Here is a 21,796-nt window from a genome sequence, read left to right as displayed (position 1 = left end):
TGGTGAAAATATGACCATCCAGAACTCTCGCACCCTGGATTCCCTCGATGGCAGGATCATCTTGGCCCTCGACAAGGATCCCGAAGCCAGCGCCCTGGCACTCTCGCGGACGCTCGGCGTCGCCCGGAACACTGTCCACGCCCGGCTGGCCCGGCTCGAGCGCAGCGGCGCCCTCCGCTCCTTCAGCCGGAGGCTCGATCCCGCCGCGCTTGGCTATGACCTGATGGCCTTCCTCTCCCTGTCCATCAGCCAGACGCGGACAGGCGCGGTGGAGGACGGGCTCGCCGCAATTCCGGAAGTCATCGAGGTGCACGCCACCACCGGCGACGCGGACCTCATGGCCAAGGTGGTGGCACGCGGTACGGCCGATCTCTACCGCATCACCAACCAGATCCTCGAAATCGAGGGCATCCAACGGACCAGCACGGCCATATCCGTACTGGAACTCATGCCGCCCCGCTACGACGGCCTCCTGAGCCGGCTGTCAGAGCAGGAATCTCGCCCTACGAACTAGGCGCGGGTGACGCACACCATAGCTGGGCATATTTGCACACTTACCCGCACCCTACTGCCAATTATCCCAATCAAATTCACGCCTCTTGCCTATCTGTGAACCAGCCCACAAGATTCCTGCATGACTTCACTTACCGTCTCCGGCCGCGTGGCGCAGGTTCTCAGCAGCTATCTCAGCGACGTCTTCGGCGTCATGGGCAACGGCAACGTGTATTTCCTCGACGCTGCGGAAAAGCTGGGCCTCCGCTTCTCCCCCGTCCGCCACGAAGGCGCCGCCATCGCCGCGGCCGACTCCTACTACCGGGCGTCGGGACGTCTCGCAGCAGGCACCACTACCTACGGCCCCGGCTACACCAATGCCCTCACCGCCCTCGCCGAGGCAGTCCAGGCGCAGATCCCCGTGGTGCTGGTCACCGGGGACGCCCCCACCAGTGGCGCCCGGCCCCAGGACGTGGACCAGGCGGCCATCGCAGCAGGCCTCGGCGCGGCAACCTTCACCGTCACCCGCGAAGCCGCGGGCTCCATCACCCAGCAGGCAGTGGAGTACGCACTCACCAAGCGGACCGCCGTCGTCATTGCCATTCCCTACGACCTCGCGGCACTCGAGGCTGCGGATGAGGAACTTCCGGCGCCGTTGGCAGCTCAGGTGACGGACGACGTCGACGGCGGCCTTGGGCAGGTAGCCCGCCTGCTCTCCGGGGCGAAGCGGCCGCTGATCCTGGCTGGCCGCGGTGCGCATCTCGCCGGAGCCGGCCTGGAGCTCCGGGAACTCGCCGACCGCCTGGGTGCGCTGACTGCCGGAACCGCCCTGGCGCTCAACCTCCTCCAGGGCGAGGGATACCTCGGCGTCGCGGGCGGCTTCGGCACGGACACCGCGGCCGGGCTCATGGGCGAGGCCGATGTGGTCCTCGTGGCCGGGGCAAGCCTGAGCCAGTTCACTATGCGGTTCGGGCACCTGCTCGGCCCGGACAGCACCGTCATCCAGATCGACACCGCACTGCAGCCGACGCACCCCCGGGTGGATACGTTCGTCAGCGCGGACGTGAAGTCCGCAGCGGGACGCATCCTGAGGATGCTGGATGGCCCGGCCGCGCCGGATGCCAGCCGTGCAGAAGCATGGCGGGCGGAAGCCCGCCGGCGGCTGGCCGAAGGACCGACCCACCACCCCGGCTCCGCCGAGACGCCGGACGGACGGCTGGACCCGCGCGCCCTCGCCACCGCGCTGGATGCCGTGCTGCCGGAGCGCCGTACGGTGGTCCAGGACGGCGGGCACTTCATCGGCTGGGCACCCATGTACTGGAACATCCCGCGGCCGCAGGACCTGGTCATGGTGGGGACGGCCTTCCAGTCCATCGGCCTGGGCCTTGCGAGCGCCGTCGGAGCGGCCCGCGCTCTGGAGGACGGCCGCACGCTGGTGCTGGCCTCCGGCGACGGCGGTTTCCTGATGGGCCTGTCCGACCTCGAATCGCTGATTGGTGCGGCGAGCAGTGCCGTCGTGGTGATCTACAACGATGCCGCCTACGGGGCCGAAATCCACCAGTACGGCTCCCAGGGCCTGACCGAAAAGCCCATGCTGATCCCCGAGGTGGACTTCAGCGGCATCGCCCGCGCGCTCGGTGCCGAGTCGGCCATCATCCGCTCACTGGCGGACCTTTCCGCGCTCACGGACTGGATCGACGCCGGCGCCAAAGGAACGTTCGTGGCCGACTGCCGCATCACCTCAAGCGTCCGGGCCCCGTGGATGAGCGAATGGATGCAGGCCAAGCAGGAGGCGAAGGCGGCGGTGGCGGGGTAGCAACCTTCAAGAGCTGCCCAGCCCGCCGCCGTCGTAAGCCCCCGCTGGACCGCTCACCCAACAGGCGACCCGACCCGGATTACCCCCGCAATGTGCCGCGGGAACGCTGTCAGCTCTTCGCCCGCCTCCTGATACCACTGCGATAGGACCGCCGGAGGCTGACCCAGGACCGTCGTGTTGCTGAACGATTCGATCCACGATCCGGACCGTGCCAGGTGTTCGCTGACCACACCCATGTGGTTGGCCATGGATTCGGCGTCGGCGTGGACCTGAAGGACTGTGATCTGCCGGCCCTGCTCATCCGCGAAGAACTGGAACACGAGCATCTTTGGCTCACGGCTCTCCACGAGGCTGGCCACCTCGCGGCAGGACGCGAGTGCTTCATCGAGATGCCCCTCGCGGACGGTGTAGGTGCCCAAGTAGACAAACGGCTCGTACATGATGGCCTCCTGAACTAGCTAATCCGCACCCTGCGGATCACTCTCAGGATCCCGCCGGCGGTGCCTGGCAGGCATCGGCAAACCGCGCCACCTTCGACATCCGGCATTGGGTAGTTATGCCCAGTCCAACGATGCATAGTAGTGCTCAGGAGGTTGAAGTGGCCGACGACGGAAATCACCTCGCGCAGGCACGGGCATTCCACGCGGCGTACGCATGGCGGCAGGCCTGCGACGAGTACCGCGCCGCCGGCGGGCCCGCCGGCCTCGGGGTGGAGGATGTCGAGTGCTTCGCCGAGTGCGCACAAATCGTGGGGTTCCGCGACGATGCGATTGCCGCGCTGGTGCGTTCCTACGAGGAGCGGGCCGCGAACGGCCAGGTGGGTCCCGCCGTCGCCTCCGCTTTCTGGCTGTGGCAGGCTTACCGCCTCAACGGCGAGGACGCTCAGGCCAACGGCTGGCTGGCACGGGCCCGGGAACTCGGCCCGGACGACGCCGGCGAAGAGCCCGGCTGGCTGCTCATCACCACGGCGTACTACCGGATGGGCGCTGGTGCCTATGACGACGCCGTCACGCTCCTCGCGCGCGCCCGCGACGGGGCCGCAAGGACGCACGACGACGATCAGCTCGCCTTCTCGACGCTCCTCACCGGCCGCGCCCTCGTCCTGTCCGGCCGCCTCGCGGACGGGCTGGACTGGCTCGACAATTCAATGCTCCGCGTAGTGGCGGGCCAGACAACGCCACGGGTCACAAGCCTGCTCTACTGCGCGGCGATCGGCACCTGCGAAATGGAGGTGCACGACGTCGCGCGGATCCGGGAATGGAGCGCCGCCCTCGGATCGTGGCTCAAGAAAGTACCTCCGTTCGGTGGCCCCTTCTACGGCCACTGCCTGACTTACCATGCGGTCCACCTCCGGCTCGCAGGCGAGTGGGCGGCTGCCCTTGCCCAACTGGAAGAGGCATGCCGCAGCCTGGCCGAGGGCGCAGGAACCCGCTTCATGGGGCATGCGCGCTACGAGCTCGGCGAATCGCATCGCCTCTTAGGCGACTTCGCCGAGGCCGTGGCAGCCTACCGGACGGCAGCGTTCACCGGAGGCCCCACGCAGCCAGGGCTCGCCCTGCTCAGGCTCTCCCTGGGAGACGTGCCAGCGGCGGCGGCGGGGATCCGGCGTGCTCTCGGCGAGTCCGTGGGGCCGGCTGCCCGCGTGGAACTGCTGCCTGCGGCAGTGACCGTGCTGTTGGCGGCACAGGCTGCAGGTGAAGCCGAGGCCGCTGCAGCCGAGCTGGGCAGCCTCGCCGAGCATTTCGCGTCCGACAGCGTGCGCGCCACCCACGCACGGGCACTTGGCGAACTGGCTCTTGCCAAGGATGACCTGCATCAGGCACTCCCCTGGCTCCGACAGGCCGCCGGTCTGTGGCGAGACCTCGACGTCCCCTATGAAACGGCACAGTGCTCCGTACTCCTGGCCACCGCGTACCGGGGGGTGGGGGACGACGAAGCGGCGGACCTTGAACTCGAATCGGCACGCCAGGCCTTCACGCGTCTCGGCGCCCGTCACGACCTGCTGATGGTCGAAGGAATGCTCCGGCATCCCGACACACCGGGCCAGCACGGACTCTCACCCCGCGAGGTGGAAGTGCTCCGGTTAATCGTGCAGGGCCTGACCAACCGGGCCATAGGTGCGGAGCTGTTCCTCAGCGAGCGGACCATCCAGCGCCACGTGAGCAACATTTTCGACAAGCTCGGAGTGACCTCCCGGACACAGGCTGCAACACATGCCATCGAGGAAGGGATCATCAGCGGCGCCCAGTGAGCTCGTTACCACGATGTACTCGTTAGACCCCGCGTGCAACTATCGGCGAACAAGCCGCCACAGCGACGTGACCTCGGCCGTGCGCGCCTCGAACAGGGGATCGTCGCGATCCGACGCCTTGGGGTGCGTTGGCTTGGTGTCCAGCCGGTCCACCGCCTTGAGGCCGGCCGCCTCGATGGCTCCCAGCAGATCGTCACGCGTCCGCAGCCCAAGGTGTTCGGCCAGGTCGGAGAGGACAAGCCAAGCCTCACCGCCGGGCTCCAGATGGTCGGTGACCCCGTTCAGGAAGCGGAACAGCATCCTGCTCCCGGGGTCGTAGACGGCGTTGTCCAGGCTGGAATGCGGCGTGGCCGGAATCCAGGGCGGGTTGCAGACAATGAGGGGTGCCAACCCGGGCGGGAACATGTCGGTCAGGACGGCCTCGGCACGATCGTCAACACCGAGGTTCCGGAAATTCTCGGCGGCGCAGGCGATGGCACGCGGTTCATTGTCTGTTGCCACCACGCGGTGGACGCCCCGGCGCGCGAGCACGGCAGCGAGCACCCCGGTGCCGGTTCCGACGTCGAACGCCAGCGTGTCAGAGGGCAGCGGTGCGGCGCCCACGAGATCCACATACTCACTCCGGGTGGGGAAGAACGTGCCGTAGTGCGGGTGGATGCGGTCCTGCAGGGCATCGACGTAGACGCCCTTCCGCCGCCACTCGTGAGCGCCGATGGCCCCCACTAGCTCCTGCAGGGACACCACGGAAGATTCGCCGAGGTCCCCGTACGCTGCGGCGGCGGCCTCCCGGATATCCGGTGCGCGGCGCAGCGGCACCACCAGGCCCGGATCAAGGGGAACCAGCAGCAGGCCAAGGATGCGCGCACGGTGCGAGGCGGACTGGCGGTGCCGATAGAACTTTTCGGCCGGAGTTGCTGCGGTCTCCTTCTTTCCGGCGCCTATCCGCCGGTCGAGGGCGTTGAGGATCTGCCGGGCGTTGTGGAAGTCACCGTGCCAGAGCATCGCGATCCCCTGGGACGCCATCCGGTTCGCACCATCGGCCGTGAGGGAGTCGTCGACTACTTCTACGCGGGTCGGCGCCGGTCTGCCGTTCGCCGACCGCCACCGCGCGGTCATGCTGACACCAGCCTCGGCCCAGGTCACGACGGCGGGATCAGCCACCGCAGCTGTTCGCTCGGGCTTGAGGACCGGCGTCGGGTTTCCCACAGGAGCTGGTGTGTCAGTAGTGATAAAGATCCATTCCAAGCGTCAGGGGAGCCGATCGGCGACTGACGATTGCGGCGGTGATCCACGACGTGAATGGCGACGGCCCAGGTTTCCGGACCGTCATCCGGCCGCGAACCGAGCGTGGCTGATGGCCGCTGGAGCCATTCAACCTGCCTTCTCAGGATACAGGTGAGCCGCAGGTGGGAGGTCCTGCTGAAACCCCCTAGCCTTGGAACATCGGATCCAAAGGCTCATCAGCTGTTCCCGGTCTCCAGGGCACGGGCAACATCCTTGAGCACCACCCCGGAAAGGTATGCACCCATGCGGATACTCGTTGTCGGAGCCGGAGCCACCGGCGGGGCGTTCGGCACGCTCCTGCAGGAAGCGGGACGGGATGTCACATATCTTGTGCGACCCCGAAAGCAGGAGGTCCTTCGCCGCGACGGGTTGCGCTTCATCTCCCCCACCGCTGACCGGACGCACCCGGTGCAGACCATTACCGCCCCGGACGGGTCGGAGGCCTTCGATCTGATCCTCGTCACGGTCAAAGCCACCGCTTTCGACGGCGTACTCGGCGAACTGGGCGCCTTCGTGGGGCCCGGAACCAGCATCATTCCCATCCTCAACGGCATGGCCCATGTGGACCGGCTTGAGCAGCAGTACCCGGGCCAGGTGCTGGGCGGCCTGGCCCGGATCGTCGCCACTCTCGACGGCGATGTGGTCCGCCAGCAGGTGCCCCTCACTTCGCTCACGGTAGGTGGGCTGAACGGAAACCCTGTCCCCGCGGATGTTTCTGAGGCTCTGGACGTGCCCGGCGTCGATTTCTCGGTAGTTGACGACATAGTGGGCGCACTGTGGGATAAATGGGCATTTATCGCCGCCGCGGGGATCGTCAATTGCCTGTTCCGGGCGCCGGTGGGTCGGATCATCGAGGCCGGCGGGCAGTCCAAGATCCTGGAGGCCATAAGAGAAACCGAAGCGGTGGCCGACGCGGCAGAACATCCCGTTTCCGACGCCGCTCATGGACAGGCGGTGGGCATACTTACCGAGCCGGGATCGGCCTTCACTTCCTCCCTGTACCGGGACCTCAGCGCAGGGCTTCCTTCGGAAGCCGAGCACATCCTCGGCGACCTCGCACGCAGGGCCCGGGAGCTCAACGTTCCCACGCCGCTGCTGGACCTCACCCTCATCCAGATCAGGGCCGGCCTGCAGCGCTGAACCCTTCGGCGCAACTGCACGGAATGCAAGAAGCGAAGCCGGGCCTGCCCAGGATCCCACCCACTCGGCCTAAGGAATTCACAGGTCCGCGGCCTACCATGGCCTTCATGAAAGCTGCCAGGGACGTCCGCTCAGCCGCCGTTGTGATTAACGCCGGATCACGCCGAGGGGCGGCACCCGAACTTGCGGTGGACACGATGCGAAAGGCAGGCGTGCCGATCTCCGCCGTGCACCACGTGCTGTCCGGGGCAGACCTGGCCGGGACGCTTGACCGGGTGCTTGCAGACGGGCACGACCTGGTGGTTGTCGGCGGCGGCGACGGGACTGTGTCCTACGCCGCCGGCCGGGCTGCCGGCACCAACGTGATGCTCGGCGTTCTTCCGCTGGGCACCGCCAACGACTTCGCCCGTACGCTGGAAATCCCCAACAATCTCGCCGAGGCGTGCGCCACCGTCGCCGAGGGGAAGGTGGTGGACATCGACCTCGGCCGGGCCAACGGTGAGCCGTTCCTCAACGTCGCCTCCGTGGGCCTGTCGGTGGCGGTCACCGAGGCTCTCAGCCCCCGCCTAAAGCGGATGATCGGGCCATTGGCCTACAGCATCGCCACGCTTCGGGCCTATGCCAGGCACCAGCCGTTCCGGGCCCGCCTCGAGTTCCCGGAAGGGGACCACGAGCCGCTGGAGTTCGAGGACCTGCTGCAGGTGGCCGTCGGCAACGGCCGGCACTACGGCGGCGGCAACACGGTCTCCCCCACGGCCGGGATCGATGACCACATCCTTGACATCTACGCCATCCTGGCCGGCCCGCTCCGGGAGCACGTGAGTATCGCACGGCTGCTCAAGGACGGAAGCTTCATCAAACACGACCGGGTGCACCACCTGACCAGCCGACACGTCCGACTGGTCACCGAGCCGCCGCTTTCGGTGAACCTCGACGGCGAAATCGCCACCACCACGCCGGCAGACTTCACTATCCAGCGCAACGCCGTCCACGTCGTGGTGCCCCAAAGCAGCACCAGCGCATTGTTTGACGGACCGGGCGCCGCGGACTGGCCGCCCGTGTGAAAGCCAGCGGCCGCCGTCGTACTCTCACGACGGCGGCCGCTGGCCAGGTGCCAGGCTCCCCCTACTGTCCCGGCTTTACTGTCCCGGGGGCCGGTAGTTCGGCGTCTTCTTGGCGGCCTCGTCGATGTCCTCCACTGTCAGGAGCGGCTTCAGGCGGACGTTGACGGTACCGGTCGAATTGATCAGCAGCGACAGTGCTGCAGCACTTGCATCGTCCGGCGCCTCAAAAACTCCAAGGACGTCGTAGTAACCAAACGCGTAGTAGAAGCTCTCCAGCGATCCGCCGACAGACTTGAGGGCCTCCGTCAGGGCCTCACGCCGCTTGGTGCCGCCTTCCTGCATGAGCCCCTTGATCCCATTGCCCACGTACGTCGCTTCAAACAGATACTTCGGCATTGTCATTCCTTTCCTGGATTCCTATCCCATCGGCTGTTCATCGCGCCGAGTGCAATCAACGCCGTCATTTTTACGCAGCAACACGCCATGGAGGAGGTACGGACTACCGCGACCACCAGCGGGCACACTCGTATCCCGGGCGCCTGTGGCGCAGGATGACGTCCACACAGAATCCTCCTCACCTGGCTCCATCGCCGTGCAGGAGCGGCCCAGATCCGGCCCCTTATCCCGTGGAAACGGGGTGGATGACCCCGCTAAAGCAGACGTTATTCCTCGGGCTACGGGCAGTCAATACTCGCGGATAACCTATGGGTCCACTCAGTCCCCCTGCGGGAATTCAATCGATGATGCCCCTTGTAGCGGGAAGGAATGTGCTGGTCTTCCTGGCGCGTTCGGGGGCTTGGCGTACCGGATGTCTACCGCCAGGACGACAGGCCCTGACTCGGAGGCAGCGAACCGACCCGGCCCCCGAAGTACGGTCCCTGGGGGCTACTTCGTGTCCGGTTCGCCCGGCTGGCGGTGCCTATGGTGCAGCGCGTAGCTGTCGAACACCGCGGACGACGTTGATCCTGAATGGCCGAATTTACCGCGCAGGACCTCCGCAAGATCGTCCAACGCCGCGTGCAGCATCCGACCGGCGAACTGCAGCTCAGGGCTTTTGCTGCCCTGGGCCTCCGACGCCAGGTGGTGGGCGTAGGCAACCGTGGCCGGTAGGGAACCCCGCTTCTCCACCTCGTGGAAGTAGTAGGTCTCGTGGAAGGACAGCAGGTCAATGCTCACGGAAGCCACAGCTCTGGCAATTGATTCCAGGAGCCCGGCCGCATGCCTCGGATCCAGTGACGCCACGCCCGCTGGACCTGCAGCCTCCCTGAACAAGTTCAGCTGGTGGGCCAGGGCCCGGCGACGGCTGAGGGCCGGGTACGTCTGCAAGATCCAGGAGACCGTTGCGGTCAGCAAACCGAATCCGGTCACTGCCTGGGAGGCGGCAACCAGCCGCAGCAGCGGATGCGCTGCCACGATTTCACCGAAACCCACAGTGGAAAGGGTCACCAGCGATATATAGAGCGCTTCGGCAAAGTCAGCCCGCTGCGGAACGCCGACTCCATACACAAAACCCTCCGGTAGGTGGGGCAAGTACAGCAGGGCCCAGCCGATGGCTGCCAAGCCCGCCCAAGCACCGATGACAGCAGCCATCGCCAAGGGTGCGGCGATGGTGGAGGCCCGGCCGCGCAGTCTTTTCGACAGCAGCCAGAAGCCGCGCATGATCGTACGGCCTACAGGACCGGAACCGTGCGGATAAAGGAGCGTGTGAAAAACGTCGGCGAGCATCAGCAAAATCAGCCCGGCCCCCACAACTGTCAAGAGCACGTCTCCCAAGTTCATGCCTCATCTTAGAGGCGTCCCCGCCTGCGCCTGCCACGTCTCCTGGCGAACAGGGCGAGCAGCCGACCGTCCCGGGGCAGGCGCCCGGACTCAGCACCACCGCCACGCTCATGCTCATGCTCATGCTCATGCTCATGCTCAGACAAGTGAGCGACACCTGTCGCGCACTGATAACTGAACTGCCACCAGGCCAAACGTCAGCACCCCAGCGCTTCACCCCAACGGAATACCCAGTAGCGGCCTACCATGTCCCACATGAAGGCTGCTAGCTAATCAAGGGCGGGCAGGGAGCGAGACCAGGCACGCCAGACCAGGCTTACCGCAACGCCGCGCGGAACCGTTCCCCGATTCCCGTCAGGCGCTCCAGCGGCTCGGTCGCAAAGACCAAGCGGACGTACTCTGGTGCCACCTGCTGCCCCCACTCCGTCATCGGTGTGGCAGCAATGCGTCCGTGCTGGAGCAGCCGTTGCGCAAGCTCGGGCGCTTTCAATCCGAGCGCGCCCGCGTTCACCAGAAGCGACCAGCCGCCGTCGGGCTTAACCACCGGGAGGCCTTCCAGTTCCCGCAGAATCAGATCCCGGCGTGCCTGCCAGTCCGCCACAGCGGCCGCCACCCCGTCGTCGTGGCCGCCGTCCCGGGATGCCGAGAGCGCGGCGGCCGATCCAAGTTGTCCGAAGCCGCTGGCCACAGTCGTGTTGTAGGTAGCCGCAAGCGCCACGTCCCTCATCACCTCTGCCGGCCCAACCGCCCAACCGACGCGCCAACCGATCATCCTGTAATTCTTGGACACTCCGCCGAGCGTGATGGTGCGTTCCGCCAACTGCTCCAATGACGCCGGATGGCGAGACTGCAGGCCGTCGAAGAGAATCCTGTCCATGGCCGCGTCGTAGAGCAACCAGCAGTCGGCCGCAGCACATGCTTCGGAAACGGCGTTCCACTCGGCGTCGGTGAACACATGCCCGGACGGCATGGACGGACTCATCAGAAGCAGGGCGCGCGTCTTTTTCGTCACAGCGGAAGCCAGCCTGTCCAGGTCCAGCCGCCAGTGACTGTCCACCACCATGAGCGGCACGGAGACGGGAGTCGCGCCTGCGAGCCTGATGCGGTTGATGAACCCCGCGTACGTGGGATCAGTGACAACCACTTCGTCGCCGTGATCGACCGTGGCCAGAAGGGTGCTGAGCAGGCCGGCGAGCGCGCCGCCGGCGATCACCACTTCCGTGGCGGGGTCATAGCGGCGGCCCGTTTGCGTGCTGAGTTGATCCGCCACCGCATCGCGCAGCTGACCGAGCCCGGTGAACGGCAACCAGCTGTTGGCATCCCGGCGTCCGACAGCTTCCCGGGTCACGGCCACGGCAGACGGCGGCGGGGCGATGTCCGTGTCGAGGTTTTCCATCCGCAGGACACCGGAATCATGGCCTGCAGCAGCCGCGGCTTTCTCGATGCCGAAGGGCTGGATGTTCCGGAAACGTGCTGTTCTCCCTCGGGACATGAGTCGAGCGTCCCACCGGCCTTTAGGGCTGTCAATGGAGCGCCGCTGCTGGCCTTTGGAGGCCCGGGAGGATGCCGGTGAACTGACCAGGGCCCGGCCGTTCCACGTTGATTGCGCAGGTGCGAGTGCCGGCGGGATCATGGGATTGGGACAGCGCACTGCCCTACGGCTGACTCAACATTTGGAGTGGTTTCCATGCCTGAACGTCACATCAGGGTCCAACGTCGTATGTCTGCGCCCACGGGTTCCGTCTGGGCCCTGTACGCCGACTTCCCGAATCTCGCGAAGCACTGGGACGGCCTCAAGGCCACGAGAGCCATCAGCGACCAAACCATGGGCCTGGGCGCCCGGCGCCGCGTGGACCTGAAACCGATGGGCAGCATGGAGGAAACCGTCACCATCTGGGAGGAGGGGCGCAGGATGGACACCCACAACCAGCCGAGCGTGTCCGTGCCGTTCAAGCGGGCCGAGTCCACGCTCATCCTCAAGCCCGACGGCGACGGGACCCTGGCCACCTTCGACTACCGCTATGTGCCCCGGGGCGGCCCCCTCGGCCGGCTCACCGGACCGCTGATCGACAAGATGCTGACGGCGACCTTCACCGACATGCTGGCCGCCACCGAGAAAGCCGCCCGCGCGAACGGCTAGCAGCACCCAGAAGCTGCGCGCCGCCGTCGTACTTCCCTTGTTTGCCTGCCACCGCGGCCGGTCCGCGAAGCTGATTCCAGCACCTCGCCCGTGCACGTAACACGTTCGTTCAGCGGGTAAACTTATGGAGGAATTGTTCGGCCCGCAGAGCCCGGTTCCATCCCCCTCCTCCTTGAATGGAACCCTTTCCCATGTCCTCCGCGACTTCCGCGCCGGCTGCCCAGCGTTTCCCGCTGGCCGCCATGATGGTCCTTGCCGCCATCGCCTTCACCGCCATCACTACCGAACTCCTCCCCTCCGGCCTGCTCCCCCAGATCAGTACCGGCCTGAACGTCTCCGAACCGGTGGCCGGATACCTCGCTGCCGCCTACGCCGCCGTCATCGTCATCACCGTGGTGCCAGCCGCCCGGCTGCTGGGCAAGGTGCCGCGGCGGCCGCTGCTCGTGGCACTCGTCCTGACATTTACCATCAGCAACGCCTTGGTGGGCCTAGCCCCCGACTTCACCGCCGCGATGATCGCCCGGCTGGTGGGTGGCCTCGCCCACGGACTGCTCTGGACCACCATGGCCCCGTATGTTGCCCGTGTGGTCCCTGCCGACAAAGTGGGCAAGGCGCTGGCCATCGTCTTCAGCGGCAACAGCCTGGGCCTGGCCATCGGCGCGCCGATCGGCACCGCGCTGGGCACGTTCCTCGGCTGGCGCGCGGCATTCCTTGCCCTCGCCGGCTTCGGGCTGGCCCTTGCCCTCCTCGGGTTCTTACTCCTGCCGTCCGTCCGGCGCGTTGCCGGCGAGGCCCGTCCCTCCCTGCGCGCCGCCATCGCCCAGCCCGGCGTGAAGCCGGTGGCCATCGCCTGGCCGCTGCTGGTCCTGGCGCACTTCGCGCTCTTCACCTACATCGCCCCTTACATCCGCGACGCCGGCCTGCCCGATTACGCCATCACCCTCTCCCTCACAGTCCTGGGCGTCTCCGGCCTGGTGGGCATCTGGATCGCCGGGCTCACCGTCGATTCCCACCCGCGCCGCTCGCTGTTAATTACGACGGCGGCAATCGCCGTTTCGATGCTGCTCTTGCCGTTTGTGGGCGGCAGCCTTGCCTTCGCCCTGGTGCTGATGAGTGTTTGGGGCGCCGGGCTCGGTGCTATCGGCATCTATAATCAATCGGCCATCCTCCGGGCCGGCCGCGAGAACAAGGACGCCGCGAACGGGCTGACTGTCCTGACCATCCAGCTGGGCATCACCATCGGTGCGCTCTACGGCTCAGCTGCCCTGGTGGTGGCGGGTCCTTTGTTGGTACCCGCCGCCGCGGCCCTGCCGGTCATCGCGGCACTGGTGATCGCCTGGGCCGGAAAGACGGCCGCGTACCCGCCGGGCCCACGCGAATCCGTATGGAAGAGCCCGCGGCCGGTTGAGAAGCGGCCGGGCACGCGGTAAGTGGACCACCAGGCGCGGACGAGCCTTCGGCACGGCCTGCCAGATCATTAACTCGTGTGGGTAGCCAATCCCCCGCCGGCATCTACAGAGGGAACGGCTTTACCGGAAGAAGAGGTAGAAGACCACTACAAGGCCGGGGATGAGGGCCTGTCCGATGGCACTGAGGAGTAGACGCTTCTCCGTGATCCACAGCCAGATGCCGAGGATGAACTGACTCGCGCAACAGAAGATAACGATTGCCGATCCACCGGCGGCATTGCCGGAAAAGTTCACCATCCACAGCCCTGAGGCGATTCCCAGCCCAAAGGCGATGTTGTAGGCGCCAATGTTCATCGCCCACATGCGCACGGCGGCAACGTCCTCGGGTTTGATCAAAAAGAGCCAGTAAAAGCGCCGATTGCCGTGGAAGAAAATCTCCAGCAGGCCGACGCCGATCAGGACAAGGGCCGTGGCCCCGGCAATAATCTGACTGACTAGATTCATCGTCACCTCCCATGCCAAGGCCGGCACATCCCGCTGACTTTCCGTGCAGAATACGCCGTTGAGGCCAAGTCCTTCAAGGGATCCACCGGCCAGCTCGGGATCCTGGTCTTGCGACGCTCAGGGCGGCGGTTCTGCCGGACTGCGCTCTGGTGCCATGGCCATCGTGCCCGCAACCCAGGGTTATGAAGGCGGAATCTGGAGAAGCCAGCCCAGGGCCTCATCGCGGGAGGTGAAAAAGCGCGTGGGACACGGCAGGGCCTGCCGTTCGATGGTGAAGTTGGCAATGACCCGGTCCACAGGACTGGAGCCAAGCAAGGCAATTCGCGAAGCGGCACTGGGAATCTTGAAAACGTCCCTGGCCTACCGGGTGACGGCTTTAGTCCTCCCCATGTCCACCAACATCGGGTATTCGGAGCCGTCGGTAATTTCTGTCAACCTTGCCATGGCCGCCTGCACGTCAACGCCGTCCAGGACGATCCCGGGTTTCCAGACAAGGTGGATGATTCCATCGGCACCGAGTTTTATGGTGCCCTTGCCGCCATCAACAGTGATTGGTTCCATTTCTGCTCCCCCAGCATCCACTACCAGCCAAGCTTATCGGGCGAAGGCCTGCCCGCCACTGAAGGGGCGGGCAGGCCCAGGTTGTCTGCAGTGCGGGCGCTGCTGCCGGCGGGGTCTACCGGTCGGTCTTGACCACCGTGAACAGTACTGCGGAATCCTCTTCGGCTTCGAGGCTGTGCAGGCCTTGGGGCACGATCAGGAGGTCGCCCGTTTTGCCCTGCCAGGACTCACCGCCTGACTTGAGCCACACCGATCCCTTCAGCACAAAGACTGTGGCTTCGCCGGGGTTCTGGTGTTCGCTGAGCTGTGTGCCGGCGCGAAAGGCCATGACAGTCTGGCGCAGCATCTTCTCGTGCCCGCCGTAGGCTGTGTCCGCCGCCCTCCCGCTGGGGGCAGCCACGGCGGCCGTGATCTGCTGGCGGGCCAGGGCATCGATCGATATCTTCTGCATGAGCCAACCGTACCCACGCGCGCCTGCTTTGCCGAGGGCCAATCATCCGGCCGCTCGACGATCGCCGCCTCGGGAGGCTCTACTCGAACGTCCAAGCCGACGCCGGCCGGCCGGCACTGTTCTTCACTCGCCGCCGGCGAAGCACGGCAACGAGCGTGGCGGCGCCGGCCAACAGCACAGCTGCCGTGCCCGCGGCCACCGCAGGGAGGCTGGGACCCGGAGTGCCGCCGTCGGACGTCCCGGCAACCCCTTGGGGCGCCGCCTCAGCCGCCGCTTCCGCGGAAGAGGCCCCGGCGGGCGCGGGTGCGGCCGTCCCCGATGCTGCGGGAATCACCGTGAGGGACCTCCCGCGCCGGTTCACCACCACCACAGTGCCGTCCGCCCTGGCCACCATCCTGCCGGGGTCGTCACCGGTGGGAACCGTCACTGAAACAGCGGACGCGCCCGCTTGGATGACCGAGACCGTGTCATCCAAACTGTTGGTCACATAGACCGTCCCGTCCAGAGCGGCCACCACTTCCTGCGGTGCCGTGCCCAGGGGGATGCGACGTGCCACCGCCGTGCCGCCTGGCTGGATGACCGCGACGTCGTCGGTGAGGATGTTCGCCACGTAGACGGTCCCGTCCGAAGCGGCGGCAATCCCATGCGGATGGGCCTTCGCGCCGATGTCGATAGTGTGCGAGGGGGCCGGTGCGCCGGCGGGCACCACGGTAACCGTGCCCTCAAGCTCGTTGGTGGCGTAGATGGTACCGTCCTTGGCCACGGCCACCTCCACCGGATTCGGCCCCGCCTGGATGGTGCGCTTGATCCAGGCCTCGCCCTGCAGGACCACGGACAGGGACCCCTCGGACGGGTTGGCAACGTAGAGCGATCCGTCCGGCCCCACCGTGAGCCAGTGGTGGCCGGAGGTCACCTTGATCGCCAGGGCCGCTTCACCGGCGCCGGGCGCCACCACGCCGATTTGTGCCTGCCCGGACTCGTCGGCCTGCGTCACGTAGAGCGTGCCGTCCGGGGTGAGCGCCAGCGACGACGGGGAGCGCCCCGTCCTGATGGTGCGGGACGGCTGCGTCTCCCCCGGCGGGTAGACGCTGATTCCGCCCGACCAATCGTAATCGCTGACGTAGAGGGTGCCGTCCGGCCCTTCCGCTATCCCGAGCGGCTGGATGCCGATGCCGATCATCGGGCCTGCGTCCGTCCCGTCATCGGCAGCGGCCGGAACACTGGTGACGGCGGGCGCGAGAACGCTGACGACGGCGGCAAGCAGGGCCGTGCCGATGGCGCGGCGCAGTGGCATGAATTTCACGGTGTTCCCCCAAAAAGTGCGGCCGACCTGCGGCAATTCTCCGATCCTACCGGCCGTTGGGCCGCGCGGACGTCCGCCTCCTGAAGGCCGCCCGCTATAGTTCGCGGAGTGACTGCAAAGACCTATTCCCTGACCGGCAGCGTAGAAGTGCGGGTGCTGCGCGCGTCCGACGCCGAACCGATGGCGGCCGCCTATCAGCGCAACAGGGACCATCTTGCACCCTGGGAACCGGAACGGGAGGACGAGTTCTTCACCGCCGCGAGGCAACGCCAGATCATCGCCTCGAAACTCGCCCAGCACGGGGAGGGCTCCGAAGTCCCGTTTGTGCTGTTGGATGGGGACAGCGTTGTCGGCGCGCTGACCCTCACAGGGATTGTCCGCGGGCCGTTCCTCAGCGCGCACCTGGGCTACTGGGTGGACAAGGAATTCAACGGCCGGGGCATCGGCTCCTCAGCCGTCGCCTTCGCTGCCGATTTCTCGCGCCGGGAGCTGGGGCTGCACCGCCTCCAGGCCGCAACGCTCGCGCACAATGCCGCCTCGCAGAAAATCCTGAAACGCGCCGGGTTTGAAGACATAGGGCTGGCGCCGAGCTACCTCAGGATCGCAGGATCCTGGCAGGACCACATCCTGTACCAGCGCATCCTCTACTGATTCTGTCCTGCCGGGACACGGTCTGCCCTCGGCTGGATGAGCTTAGGCGTCAGGCCCTGGCTTTTCGTTTCACCCAGCCCCAGACTGCTGTGGCCGCAAATAGCACCAGGCCGATGATGGCCAGCCACAGCAGGCCCTCCAGCACGAAGCCAAGGATCGACAGAACGAGCCAAATAATAAGCAGTGTGATGATTAGTCCCATGCCGGAAAGCGTACGGCACCAAGGTACCGAACCGGTGTATTTACGGCCGGCGTACCCTAAAACTATGGAACCCGAAGTCCGGGATCTCCGGCTCCGCACCGGCATCACTGTGCCGTGCCGCGTCCAGGGCGACGCCGGCGACCCACCGTTGCTACTTCTGCATGCGTGGGGTGAGTCCCGCCGGAGCTTTGACCGCCTGATACCCCTCCTCACCGGTTTCCAGATTTACGCCCCGGACCTTCGCGGGCAGGGCGAAGCGGACAAACCGGAGGCTGGCTATTCCCTGGAGGAACAGGCTGAGGATGCTGCCGCGATCCTGGACGCGCTCAACGTTCCGCGGGCATTCGTCGTCGGCTCTTCCAGCGGCGGCTACGTGGCCCAGCAGCTCGCCGTCGTCCATCCTGAAAAGGTGGCGGCGCTGGTGCTGGCGGGCTGTCCCGTGAGCCTTCAGGGGCGGCCTGCCTTCGCCGATGAAGTGGACAAACTCACCGACCCCCTCGACGAGGACTGGGTCCGAGACTCGCTGACCTGGTTTCCGCTGGTACACGAGGCTCCGGCCTGGTACATCGACAACCTGGTGCGCGATGGTCTCAGGATGCCTGCCCATGCGTGGAAGGCCATCCTGAACGGGCTCTGCGAAGCCACTCCGCCCACGGAATCGGGCACCATCCAGGCGCCCACGCTGATCCTGTGGGGCGCCCAGGACAACCTGCTGCCACGCACCGACCAGGAAACCTTGGCCGCCCGAATCCCCGGCTCGGTATTGAAGGTCTATCCCGATGTGGCGCATGTGGTCCTTTGGGAGGTCCCGGACCGGATCGCCGATGACGCGGCGGCGTTCTTCCGCTCCCTCGCCGATGTCCTCCGTCCGTCGGAAACACTGTGACGGACCGTTCTGCGAGCGCTGTGGCCAAACGGCTGAGGGAGGCCTACGAAAACCTCCCGCTGCCGCTTCCCACCGTGGCCGCGATAACTCTGGACTTCCTCCTTGACCGGATCCGTCCAATACCGCTTCCCGGCTCCCGCGCCCTGCACCGAACGGCAGGGGCTGGACTGGTGCTTGCCGGCGTCGGCCTGAATCTTTGGGCTCTGGCTGAACGGCGGCGCCGCGCACCAGGCCCCTTCGCACTGGAGCGGCCGGAAGAACTGGTCACCACCGGTCCGTATGCGATCACCCGCCACCCCATGTATGTGGGCTGGTGGTTCCTCCAACTCGGCTCGGGAACCTTGGCCGGTTCGTCCTGGGTCCTCGCGACGCTGCCGGCCGAAGTGCTCCTGGAACACCGCTTTGTCCTCGGCGAAGAGGCCATACTCGCCGAACTTTTCCCGCAGTCCTACCCGGAATACGCCAGGAGGGTGCCGCGCTACCTCGGGTTCCCGCGGGCGTAAGCGGCGATCCCGGCGTCGTGCATTGTTTTCCGTCCGGCAGGACCCTACCGTGAAAGGACGGTCGGCCGAACGCGGGTGTGGGCATGCGAACTGTTTCCAGGTCAGCGCGCTACATCCTCTCGTGCTTGCTGGCCGTGGGGTTCCTCGGATTCACGACGCCGGCACCGGCACCTCCGAGGCCCGCAGCGCCCACTAGTCCCGGGCAGGCCTACAGGGCGTTGGACTCTTACTTGCAGGAACAGCTCGACGACGTTGGGATCCCGGGTGCCGCCGTCGCCGTCGTCCAGCACGGTGTACAAGTGCACTCGGCCGCATTTGGCCGGGCCGATGACTCCGGGCGGCCTATGACCACGCAGACACCGGTGCTGCTGGCCTCCACCAGCAAGTCCCTCACGGCCATCGCCGTGATGCAGCAGGTGGAAGCCGGCCGGTTGCGGCTGGATGAGCCGGTGCAGAGCTACCTGCCCTGGTTCACGATGAATGACAGCCGAGCGTCGGCGATCACCGTCCGGCACCTGCTCCACCAAGCCAGCGGCATGTCCTCAAAGGACACTGCCTTCGAGGCCTCCGACGCGCAAAGTCCGGAGGCCCTCGAGGAAGGGGTCCGTGCCCTGTCAGGTGCTCCCCTTGATCGCGCGCCCGGCGAGGCGTTCCACTACGCCAATGCCAACTTCAACATCCTGGGTGTCCTGGTTCAGACCGTGACCGGCCAGCCCTTCGGAGACTATCTGGAACAGCACGTCTTCGGGCCGTTGGAGATGGCTCACAGTCATACGACCCGGGCCGCTGCCCGCGCGGACAACGCGGCGGCCGGCTATTCCCGGTGGTTCGGTTCGTTCTGGCTCAGGACAGATGTGCCAGTACCCGCCGCCGGCATGCCCTCCTCCACTTTGTATGCTTCGGCCGAGGATCTGGGGCATCAGCTGACAGCATTGCTCGACGGCGGACGGTACGGCGATGCCCGGATTCTCCAGCCCGGGAGCGTGGCGGCGATGTTCGAGCCACGCGTGCAAGTGGACGGGTCCAAGGGCTACGCGATGGGCTGGTTCACCCGGCCACTGTTCGAGTCCGCCGATCCCGCCGCACCTCCCGTCCCGGATTCAGCCCTGCCGCGGCTCGTGGAACACCAGGGCGAATGGGGCAACAGCCACACGTACCTGGCCATGGTTCCGGAGTCGGGCCTCGGCGTCGCCCTGGTCATCAACGGCAATGACACCGCTGCTCCATCGCGGCTGAAGGCCATCGACACCAACGTGCTCCGGATCCTTTATGGGCAGTCCCCCGTACCTGCGGTGGTGTTCGAGGACTGGCTGCAGCGCTACAGCTGGGCGGTCGCTTTTGTGCTTCTGCTGGCGGAGTTGGCGAGCCTGTGGGCTGCGCTCCGGTTCCTGCTTCCGAGGCGTACGGCGGCCCGGAAACGCTGGGCTCCCCTGGTGTGGGCCGTCGTCGCCCTCACCCTCGACGCGTTCGCGCTCTGGCTGTGCCTGGCCTACGCCCCCGCGCGGTTCGACACCCACCTGTTCGTCATCATCCGCCAGTTTCCCGACGTCGGCGTCTCACTCGTGCCGATACTCGCGCTGGCGCTCCTCTGGCCGGTTCCGCGGACGGTGTGGCTGCTCGCCCGGTTGCGTCTAGGTTCCCCTGATACTGCCCGTTCAAGGCCCGGCTGACGCCCTGACCGGCGCAGTGCGGCGATCGACCGTCTCGCCCCCGCGACGTGGGCGGGGGCAGTCACTGGCGGGGCGACGTAGCAGCGCCTTCCAATCTGCTGCCACGTCATCAATCAGCTCGGTTGGATGCGGCGGGCGGCAGCGATTGAATCTCGAAAAAGTTCGGTGTTCATATACGCCATCGGCCCCCGAAGGTAGCTCGCCAGGACCCGTTCACCGGAGGCGGTGAGCTCGTAGATCTTGCGTTTGGCGCCGGTACCCGCCACTGATTCATGGCTATGAATAATGAGGTTTAGTCCTTCAACCCGCCGCAGGGCCCGGTGCAGGCTCTGCTCGTCCACCGCTAAATGCGCTTCACTGAGGTCAGTGATAAAGTTGCGGATCTGTCCGGACCACCGCGGTTCTTGGGATAAGGCCAGCAAGATGAAGAGCATCAGAGTGCTCTTTTTGTGGGTGTCAGTCCACGCGGCGAGGACCTTGCGCTCATAGTCAGAGAGTTCAAAGTCGGGTCCGGCGGCTGCCGGCTCAGACTTCGACATGCTCATAGCCCCTGCTGAGCATGGCGCCGATGGTGTGCACCAGAAGCCCGGCCCCCCACAGTACGCTCATCGACATCAGGGGCCCGGACCACCCCTGCTGCAACGTCTCATCGCGCCCATTAAGCACTAGGATCCAGGCGTGCAACCAGAAACTGCCGTTGATGATCAAGTAGGCGACAGCGTGTGCGAAGTAGGTTCCGTAAGCACGTTGACGCAGTGCGGTTCCATTCCTCACCGTGAACACCACCATATAGAGCGCCACGGCGGCGAGCAGCAGAGCCGTGCCCGCTGTTACTCGCCCTTGCGCCACGAAGGCGGTGTATCCCTGGACAACCAGTACCCCGACAAACAGGGTGCCGGTGTATCGAGCGAGTCCTTGATTAGTGATCGGAGTGACGCCATCCGGCCTGATACCCATTAACAAACTCCTTAGTAGGCTATTGGTATAGTACCTACGGCTCGTACATTCGTCCAGAGTCGTAGTTCTCAGTTTGCCGCCGTGAGTCGTCGGCCCGGCTCGTCCCTATTCCGGACGCCTGGTAACAGGCGTTTCCCACGCTTTGCGCAGCTTCTGACGGTGTTCCACAAGCTTTGCCAAGGATCTCCCCGGGAACCCCGGATCCGGCCCTCCCTGCTGTGATCATTGCCTGGAGGCGCCATCCAGGCAGCTGGACCTGGATCCACGAATAATGGGGAAGCTGAGGATAATGCGGTTTGACGTTGAACCAACGAGCGGACACGGAGCGGTCATCCGTCTCACAGGGCGGCTGAATATGGTCGCGGCGCCCGGCTTCCGTGAACTTTTGGCACATGTCCTCGACCAGGAGGGCCGTAAGCAAATCGTCGTGGACCTGGCCGGAACGGAATTCATGGACTCCACCGGCCTCGGCGCGCTGATCTCCGGGTTGAAATTAGCCCGGCTGGCGGGCGGGGACCTGCGCATCGCCCGCCCCGGGACACAGGTCATGACCGTTCTCAAACTGACCAACCTTGACCAGATCCTGCGCCCCCACGACACCGTCGAAGAATGCTTCGAACTCACCCTGTCCGTTCCGGCACGCCCGGCCGGAAGTTAAGCGGCAACACGGAGCCCCGGCCGCAGTTGTTAGGCATCCGTATGAACGAGGCCCGGAGGCTCCCGAAAGTGCGGG

23 protein-coding genes and 1 pseudogene are annotated in these 21,796 nt (G+C 66.0%); 12 read left to right on the top strand and 12 right to left on the bottom strand.

Annotated features, from left to right (window positions below):
- Window positions 1-10 precede the first annotated feature (10 nt).
- On the top strand, window positions 11-514 hold the full coding sequence (locus V9L18_RS07310) for an Lrp/AsnC family transcriptional regulator (RefSeq protein WP_337346520.1): 504 nt from the start codon (window positions 11-13) through the stop codon (window positions 512-514).
- 120 nt (window positions 515-634) lie between these two features.
- On the top strand, window positions 635-2,308 hold the full coding sequence (locus V9L18_RS07305) for a thiamine pyrophosphate-binding protein (RefSeq protein WP_337346519.1): 1,674 nt from the start codon (window positions 635-637) through the stop codon (window positions 2,306-2,308).
- A 53-nt stretch (window positions 2,309-2,361) separates the two neighbouring features.
- On the opposite strand, the gene V9L18_RS07300 is transcribed toward V9L18_RS07305, so the two are convergent.
- Window positions 2,362-2,748, bottom strand: a complete 387-nt coding sequence (locus V9L18_RS07300; RefSeq protein WP_337346518.1) for a hypothetical protein — start codon at window positions 2,746-2,748, stop codon at window positions 2,362-2,364.
- 158 nt (window positions 2,749-2,906) lie between these two features.
- On the opposite strand from V9L18_RS07300, the gene V9L18_RS07295 reads away from it, so the two are divergent.
- Window positions 2,907-4,559: a helix-turn-helix transcriptional regulator gene (locus V9L18_RS07295; RefSeq protein ID WP_337346517.1), complete on the top strand. Its 1,653-nt coding sequence runs from the start codon at window positions 2,907-2,909 to the stop codon at window positions 4,557-4,559.
- Between the two features lie 39 nt (window positions 4,560-4,598).
- Here the strand turns inward: V9L18_RS07295 and V9L18_RS07290 are convergent, their stop codons facing one another.
- Complete coding sequence (locus V9L18_RS07290) at window positions 4,599-5,675, bottom strand: methyltransferase (RefSeq protein ID WP_443197966.1); 1,077 nt, start codon at window positions 5,673-5,675, stop codon at window positions 4,599-4,601.
- Window positions 5,676-6,086: 411 nt separating this feature from the next.
- Between V9L18_RS07290 and V9L18_RS07285 the strand changes: the two genes are divergently transcribed.
- Together V9L18_RS07285 and V9L18_RS07280 are read left to right on the top strand one after the other, a co-directional pair.
- Entirely contained in the window at window positions 6,087-6,983 is an 897-nt protein-coding gene (locus V9L18_RS07285; RefSeq protein ID WP_337346515.1) for a ketopantoate reductase family protein, read from the top strand.
- 107 nt (window positions 6,984-7,090) lie between these two features.
- Window positions 7,091-8,047 (top strand): lipid kinase, encoded by a 957-nt coding sequence (locus V9L18_RS07280; RefSeq protein WP_337346514.1) that lies wholly within the window; start codon window positions 7,091-7,093, stop codon window positions 8,045-8,047.
- 75 nt (window positions 8,048-8,122) lie between these two features.
- Here V9L18_RS07280 and V9L18_RS07275 read toward each other — a convergent pair whose 3' ends face one another.
- The 3 genes from V9L18_RS07275 to V9L18_RS07265 all read right to left on the bottom strand — a co-directional run bounded on the left by V9L18_RS07275 (window position 8,123) and on the right by V9L18_RS07265 (window position 11,318).
- On the bottom strand, window positions 8,123-8,443 hold the full coding sequence (locus V9L18_RS07275) for a GYD domain-containing protein (RefSeq protein WP_337346513.1): 321 nt from the start codon (window positions 8,441-8,443) through the stop codon (window positions 8,123-8,125).
- A gap of 489 nt (window positions 8,444-8,932) precedes the next feature.
- On the bottom strand, window positions 8,933-9,826 hold the full coding sequence (locus tag V9L18_RS07270; RefSeq protein WP_337346512.1) for a potassium channel family protein: 894 nt from the start codon (window positions 9,824-9,826) through the stop codon (window positions 8,933-8,935).
- A gap of 316 nt (window positions 9,827-10,142) precedes the next feature.
- On the bottom strand, window positions 10,143-11,318 hold the full coding sequence (locus tag V9L18_RS07265) for a pyridoxal phosphate-dependent aminotransferase (RefSeq protein WP_337346511.1): 1,176 nt from the start codon (window positions 11,316-11,318) through the stop codon (window positions 10,143-10,145).
- Window positions 11,319-11,513: 195 nt separating this feature from the next.
- On the opposite strand from V9L18_RS07265, the gene V9L18_RS07260 reads away from it, so the two are divergent.
- Together V9L18_RS07260 and V9L18_RS07255 are read left to right on the top strand one after the other, a co-directional pair.
- Window positions 11,514-11,966, top strand: a complete 453-nt coding sequence (locus V9L18_RS07260; RefSeq protein WP_337346510.1) for an SRPBCC family protein — start codon at window positions 11,514-11,516, stop codon at window positions 11,964-11,966.
- Window positions 11,967-12,157: 191 nt separating this feature from the next.
- Window positions 12,158-13,396 carry an MFS transporter gene (locus tag V9L18_RS07255; RefSeq protein ID WP_337346509.1) on the top strand — a complete coding sequence of 413 codons (1,239 nt, stop codon included), beginning with the start codon at window positions 12,158-12,160 and terminating at the stop codon, window positions 13,394-13,396.
- A gap of 99 nt (window positions 13,397-13,495) precedes the next feature.
- Here V9L18_RS07255 and V9L18_RS07250 read toward each other — a convergent pair whose 3' ends face one another.
- From V9L18_RS07250 to V9L18_RS07235, 4 genes and pseudogenes are all read right to left on the bottom strand, one after another.
- Entirely contained in the window at window positions 13,496-13,879 is a 384-nt protein-coding gene (locus V9L18_RS07250; protein WP_337346508.1) for a DUF1304 family protein, read from the bottom strand.
- A 180-nt stretch (window positions 13,880-14,059) separates the two neighbouring features.
- A pseudogene (locus V9L18_RS22035) lies at window positions 14,060-14,440 on the bottom strand (DUF7793 family protein).
- A gap of 115 nt (window positions 14,441-14,555) precedes the next feature.
- Complete coding sequence (locus tag V9L18_RS07240; RefSeq protein WP_337346506.1) at window positions 14,556-14,891, bottom strand: cupin domain-containing protein; 336 nt, start codon at window positions 14,889-14,891, stop codon at window positions 14,556-14,558.
- 79 nt (window positions 14,892-14,970) lie between these two features.
- Complete coding sequence (locus tag V9L18_RS07235; protein ID WP_337346542.1) at window positions 14,971-16,185, bottom strand: hypothetical protein; 1,215 nt, start codon at window positions 16,183-16,185, stop codon at window positions 14,971-14,973.
- Window positions 16,186-16,302: 117 nt separating this feature from the next.
- Between V9L18_RS07235 and V9L18_RS07230 the strand changes: the two genes are divergently transcribed.
- Entirely contained in the window at window positions 16,303-16,845 is a 543-nt protein-coding gene (locus V9L18_RS07230) for a GNAT family N-acetyltransferase (protein ID WP_337346505.1), read from the top strand.
- A gap of 49 nt (window positions 16,846-16,894) precedes the next feature.
- Here the strand turns inward: V9L18_RS07230 and V9L18_RS07225 are convergent, their stop codons facing one another.
- The gene (locus tag V9L18_RS07225) at window positions 16,895-17,047 is read right to left on the bottom strand and encodes an LPXTG cell wall anchor domain-containing protein (protein WP_337346504.1); all 153 of its coding nucleotides are present in this window, start codon (window positions 17,045-17,047) and stop codon (window positions 16,895-16,897) included.
- A 64-nt stretch (window positions 17,048-17,111) separates the two neighbouring features.
- On the opposite strand from V9L18_RS07225, the gene V9L18_RS07220 reads away from it, so the two are divergent.
- The 3 genes from V9L18_RS07220 (at window position 17,112) to V9L18_RS07210 (ending at window position 20,106) form a co-directional block, all read left to right on the top strand.
- Window positions 17,112-17,933, top strand: a complete 822-nt coding sequence (locus V9L18_RS07220; RefSeq protein ID WP_337346503.1) for an alpha/beta fold hydrolase — start codon at window positions 17,112-17,114, stop codon at window positions 17,931-17,933.
- Window positions 17,930-18,436 carry a methyltransferase family protein gene (locus tag V9L18_RS07215; RefSeq protein ID WP_337346502.1) on the top strand — a complete coding sequence of 169 codons (507 nt, stop codon included), beginning with the start codon at window positions 17,930-17,932 and terminating at the stop codon, window positions 18,434-18,436. Before V9L18_RS07220 ends, V9L18_RS07215 begins: the two co-directional genes overlap by 4 nt.
- 83 nt (window positions 18,437-18,519) lie before the next feature.
- Window positions 18,520-20,106, top strand: coding sequence for a serine hydrolase (locus tag V9L18_RS07210; RefSeq protein ID WP_443197964.1), 1,587 nt, complete (start codon window positions 18,520-18,522; stop codon window positions 20,104-20,106).
- A 113-nt stretch (window positions 20,107-20,219) separates the two neighbouring features.
- Here the strand turns inward: V9L18_RS07210 and V9L18_RS07205 are convergent, their stop codons facing one another.
- The gene (locus V9L18_RS07205) at window positions 20,220-20,645 is read right to left on the bottom strand and encodes a PadR family transcriptional regulator (protein WP_337346500.1); all 426 of its coding nucleotides are present in this window, start codon (window positions 20,643-20,645) and stop codon (window positions 20,220-20,222) included.
- Window positions 20,632-21,063 carry a hypothetical protein gene (locus tag V9L18_RS07200; protein WP_337346499.1) on the bottom strand — a complete coding sequence of 144 codons (432 nt, stop codon included), beginning with the start codon at window positions 21,061-21,063 and terminating at the stop codon, window positions 20,632-20,634. The genes V9L18_RS07205 and V9L18_RS07200 overlap by 14 nt, the downstream gene beginning before the upstream one ends.
- 271 nt (window positions 21,064-21,334) lie before the next feature.
- On the opposite strand from V9L18_RS07200, the gene V9L18_RS07195 reads away from it, so the two are divergent.
- The gene (locus V9L18_RS07195) at window positions 21,335-21,721 is read left to right on the top strand and encodes an STAS domain-containing protein (RefSeq protein ID WP_443198059.1); all 387 of its coding nucleotides are present in this window, start codon (window positions 21,335-21,337) and stop codon (window positions 21,719-21,721) included.
- Window positions 21,722-21,796 lie beyond the last annotated feature (75 nt).

The sequence above is a fragment of the Pseudarthrobacter sp. CCNWLW217 genome (assembly GCF_037203985.1).
Lineage (GTDB): Bacteria > Actinomycetota > Actinomycetes > Actinomycetales > Micrococcaceae > Arthrobacter.
Note: the sequence above shows the minus strand (reverse complement) of the source record. Positions and strands in the feature narration are given on the sequence as shown.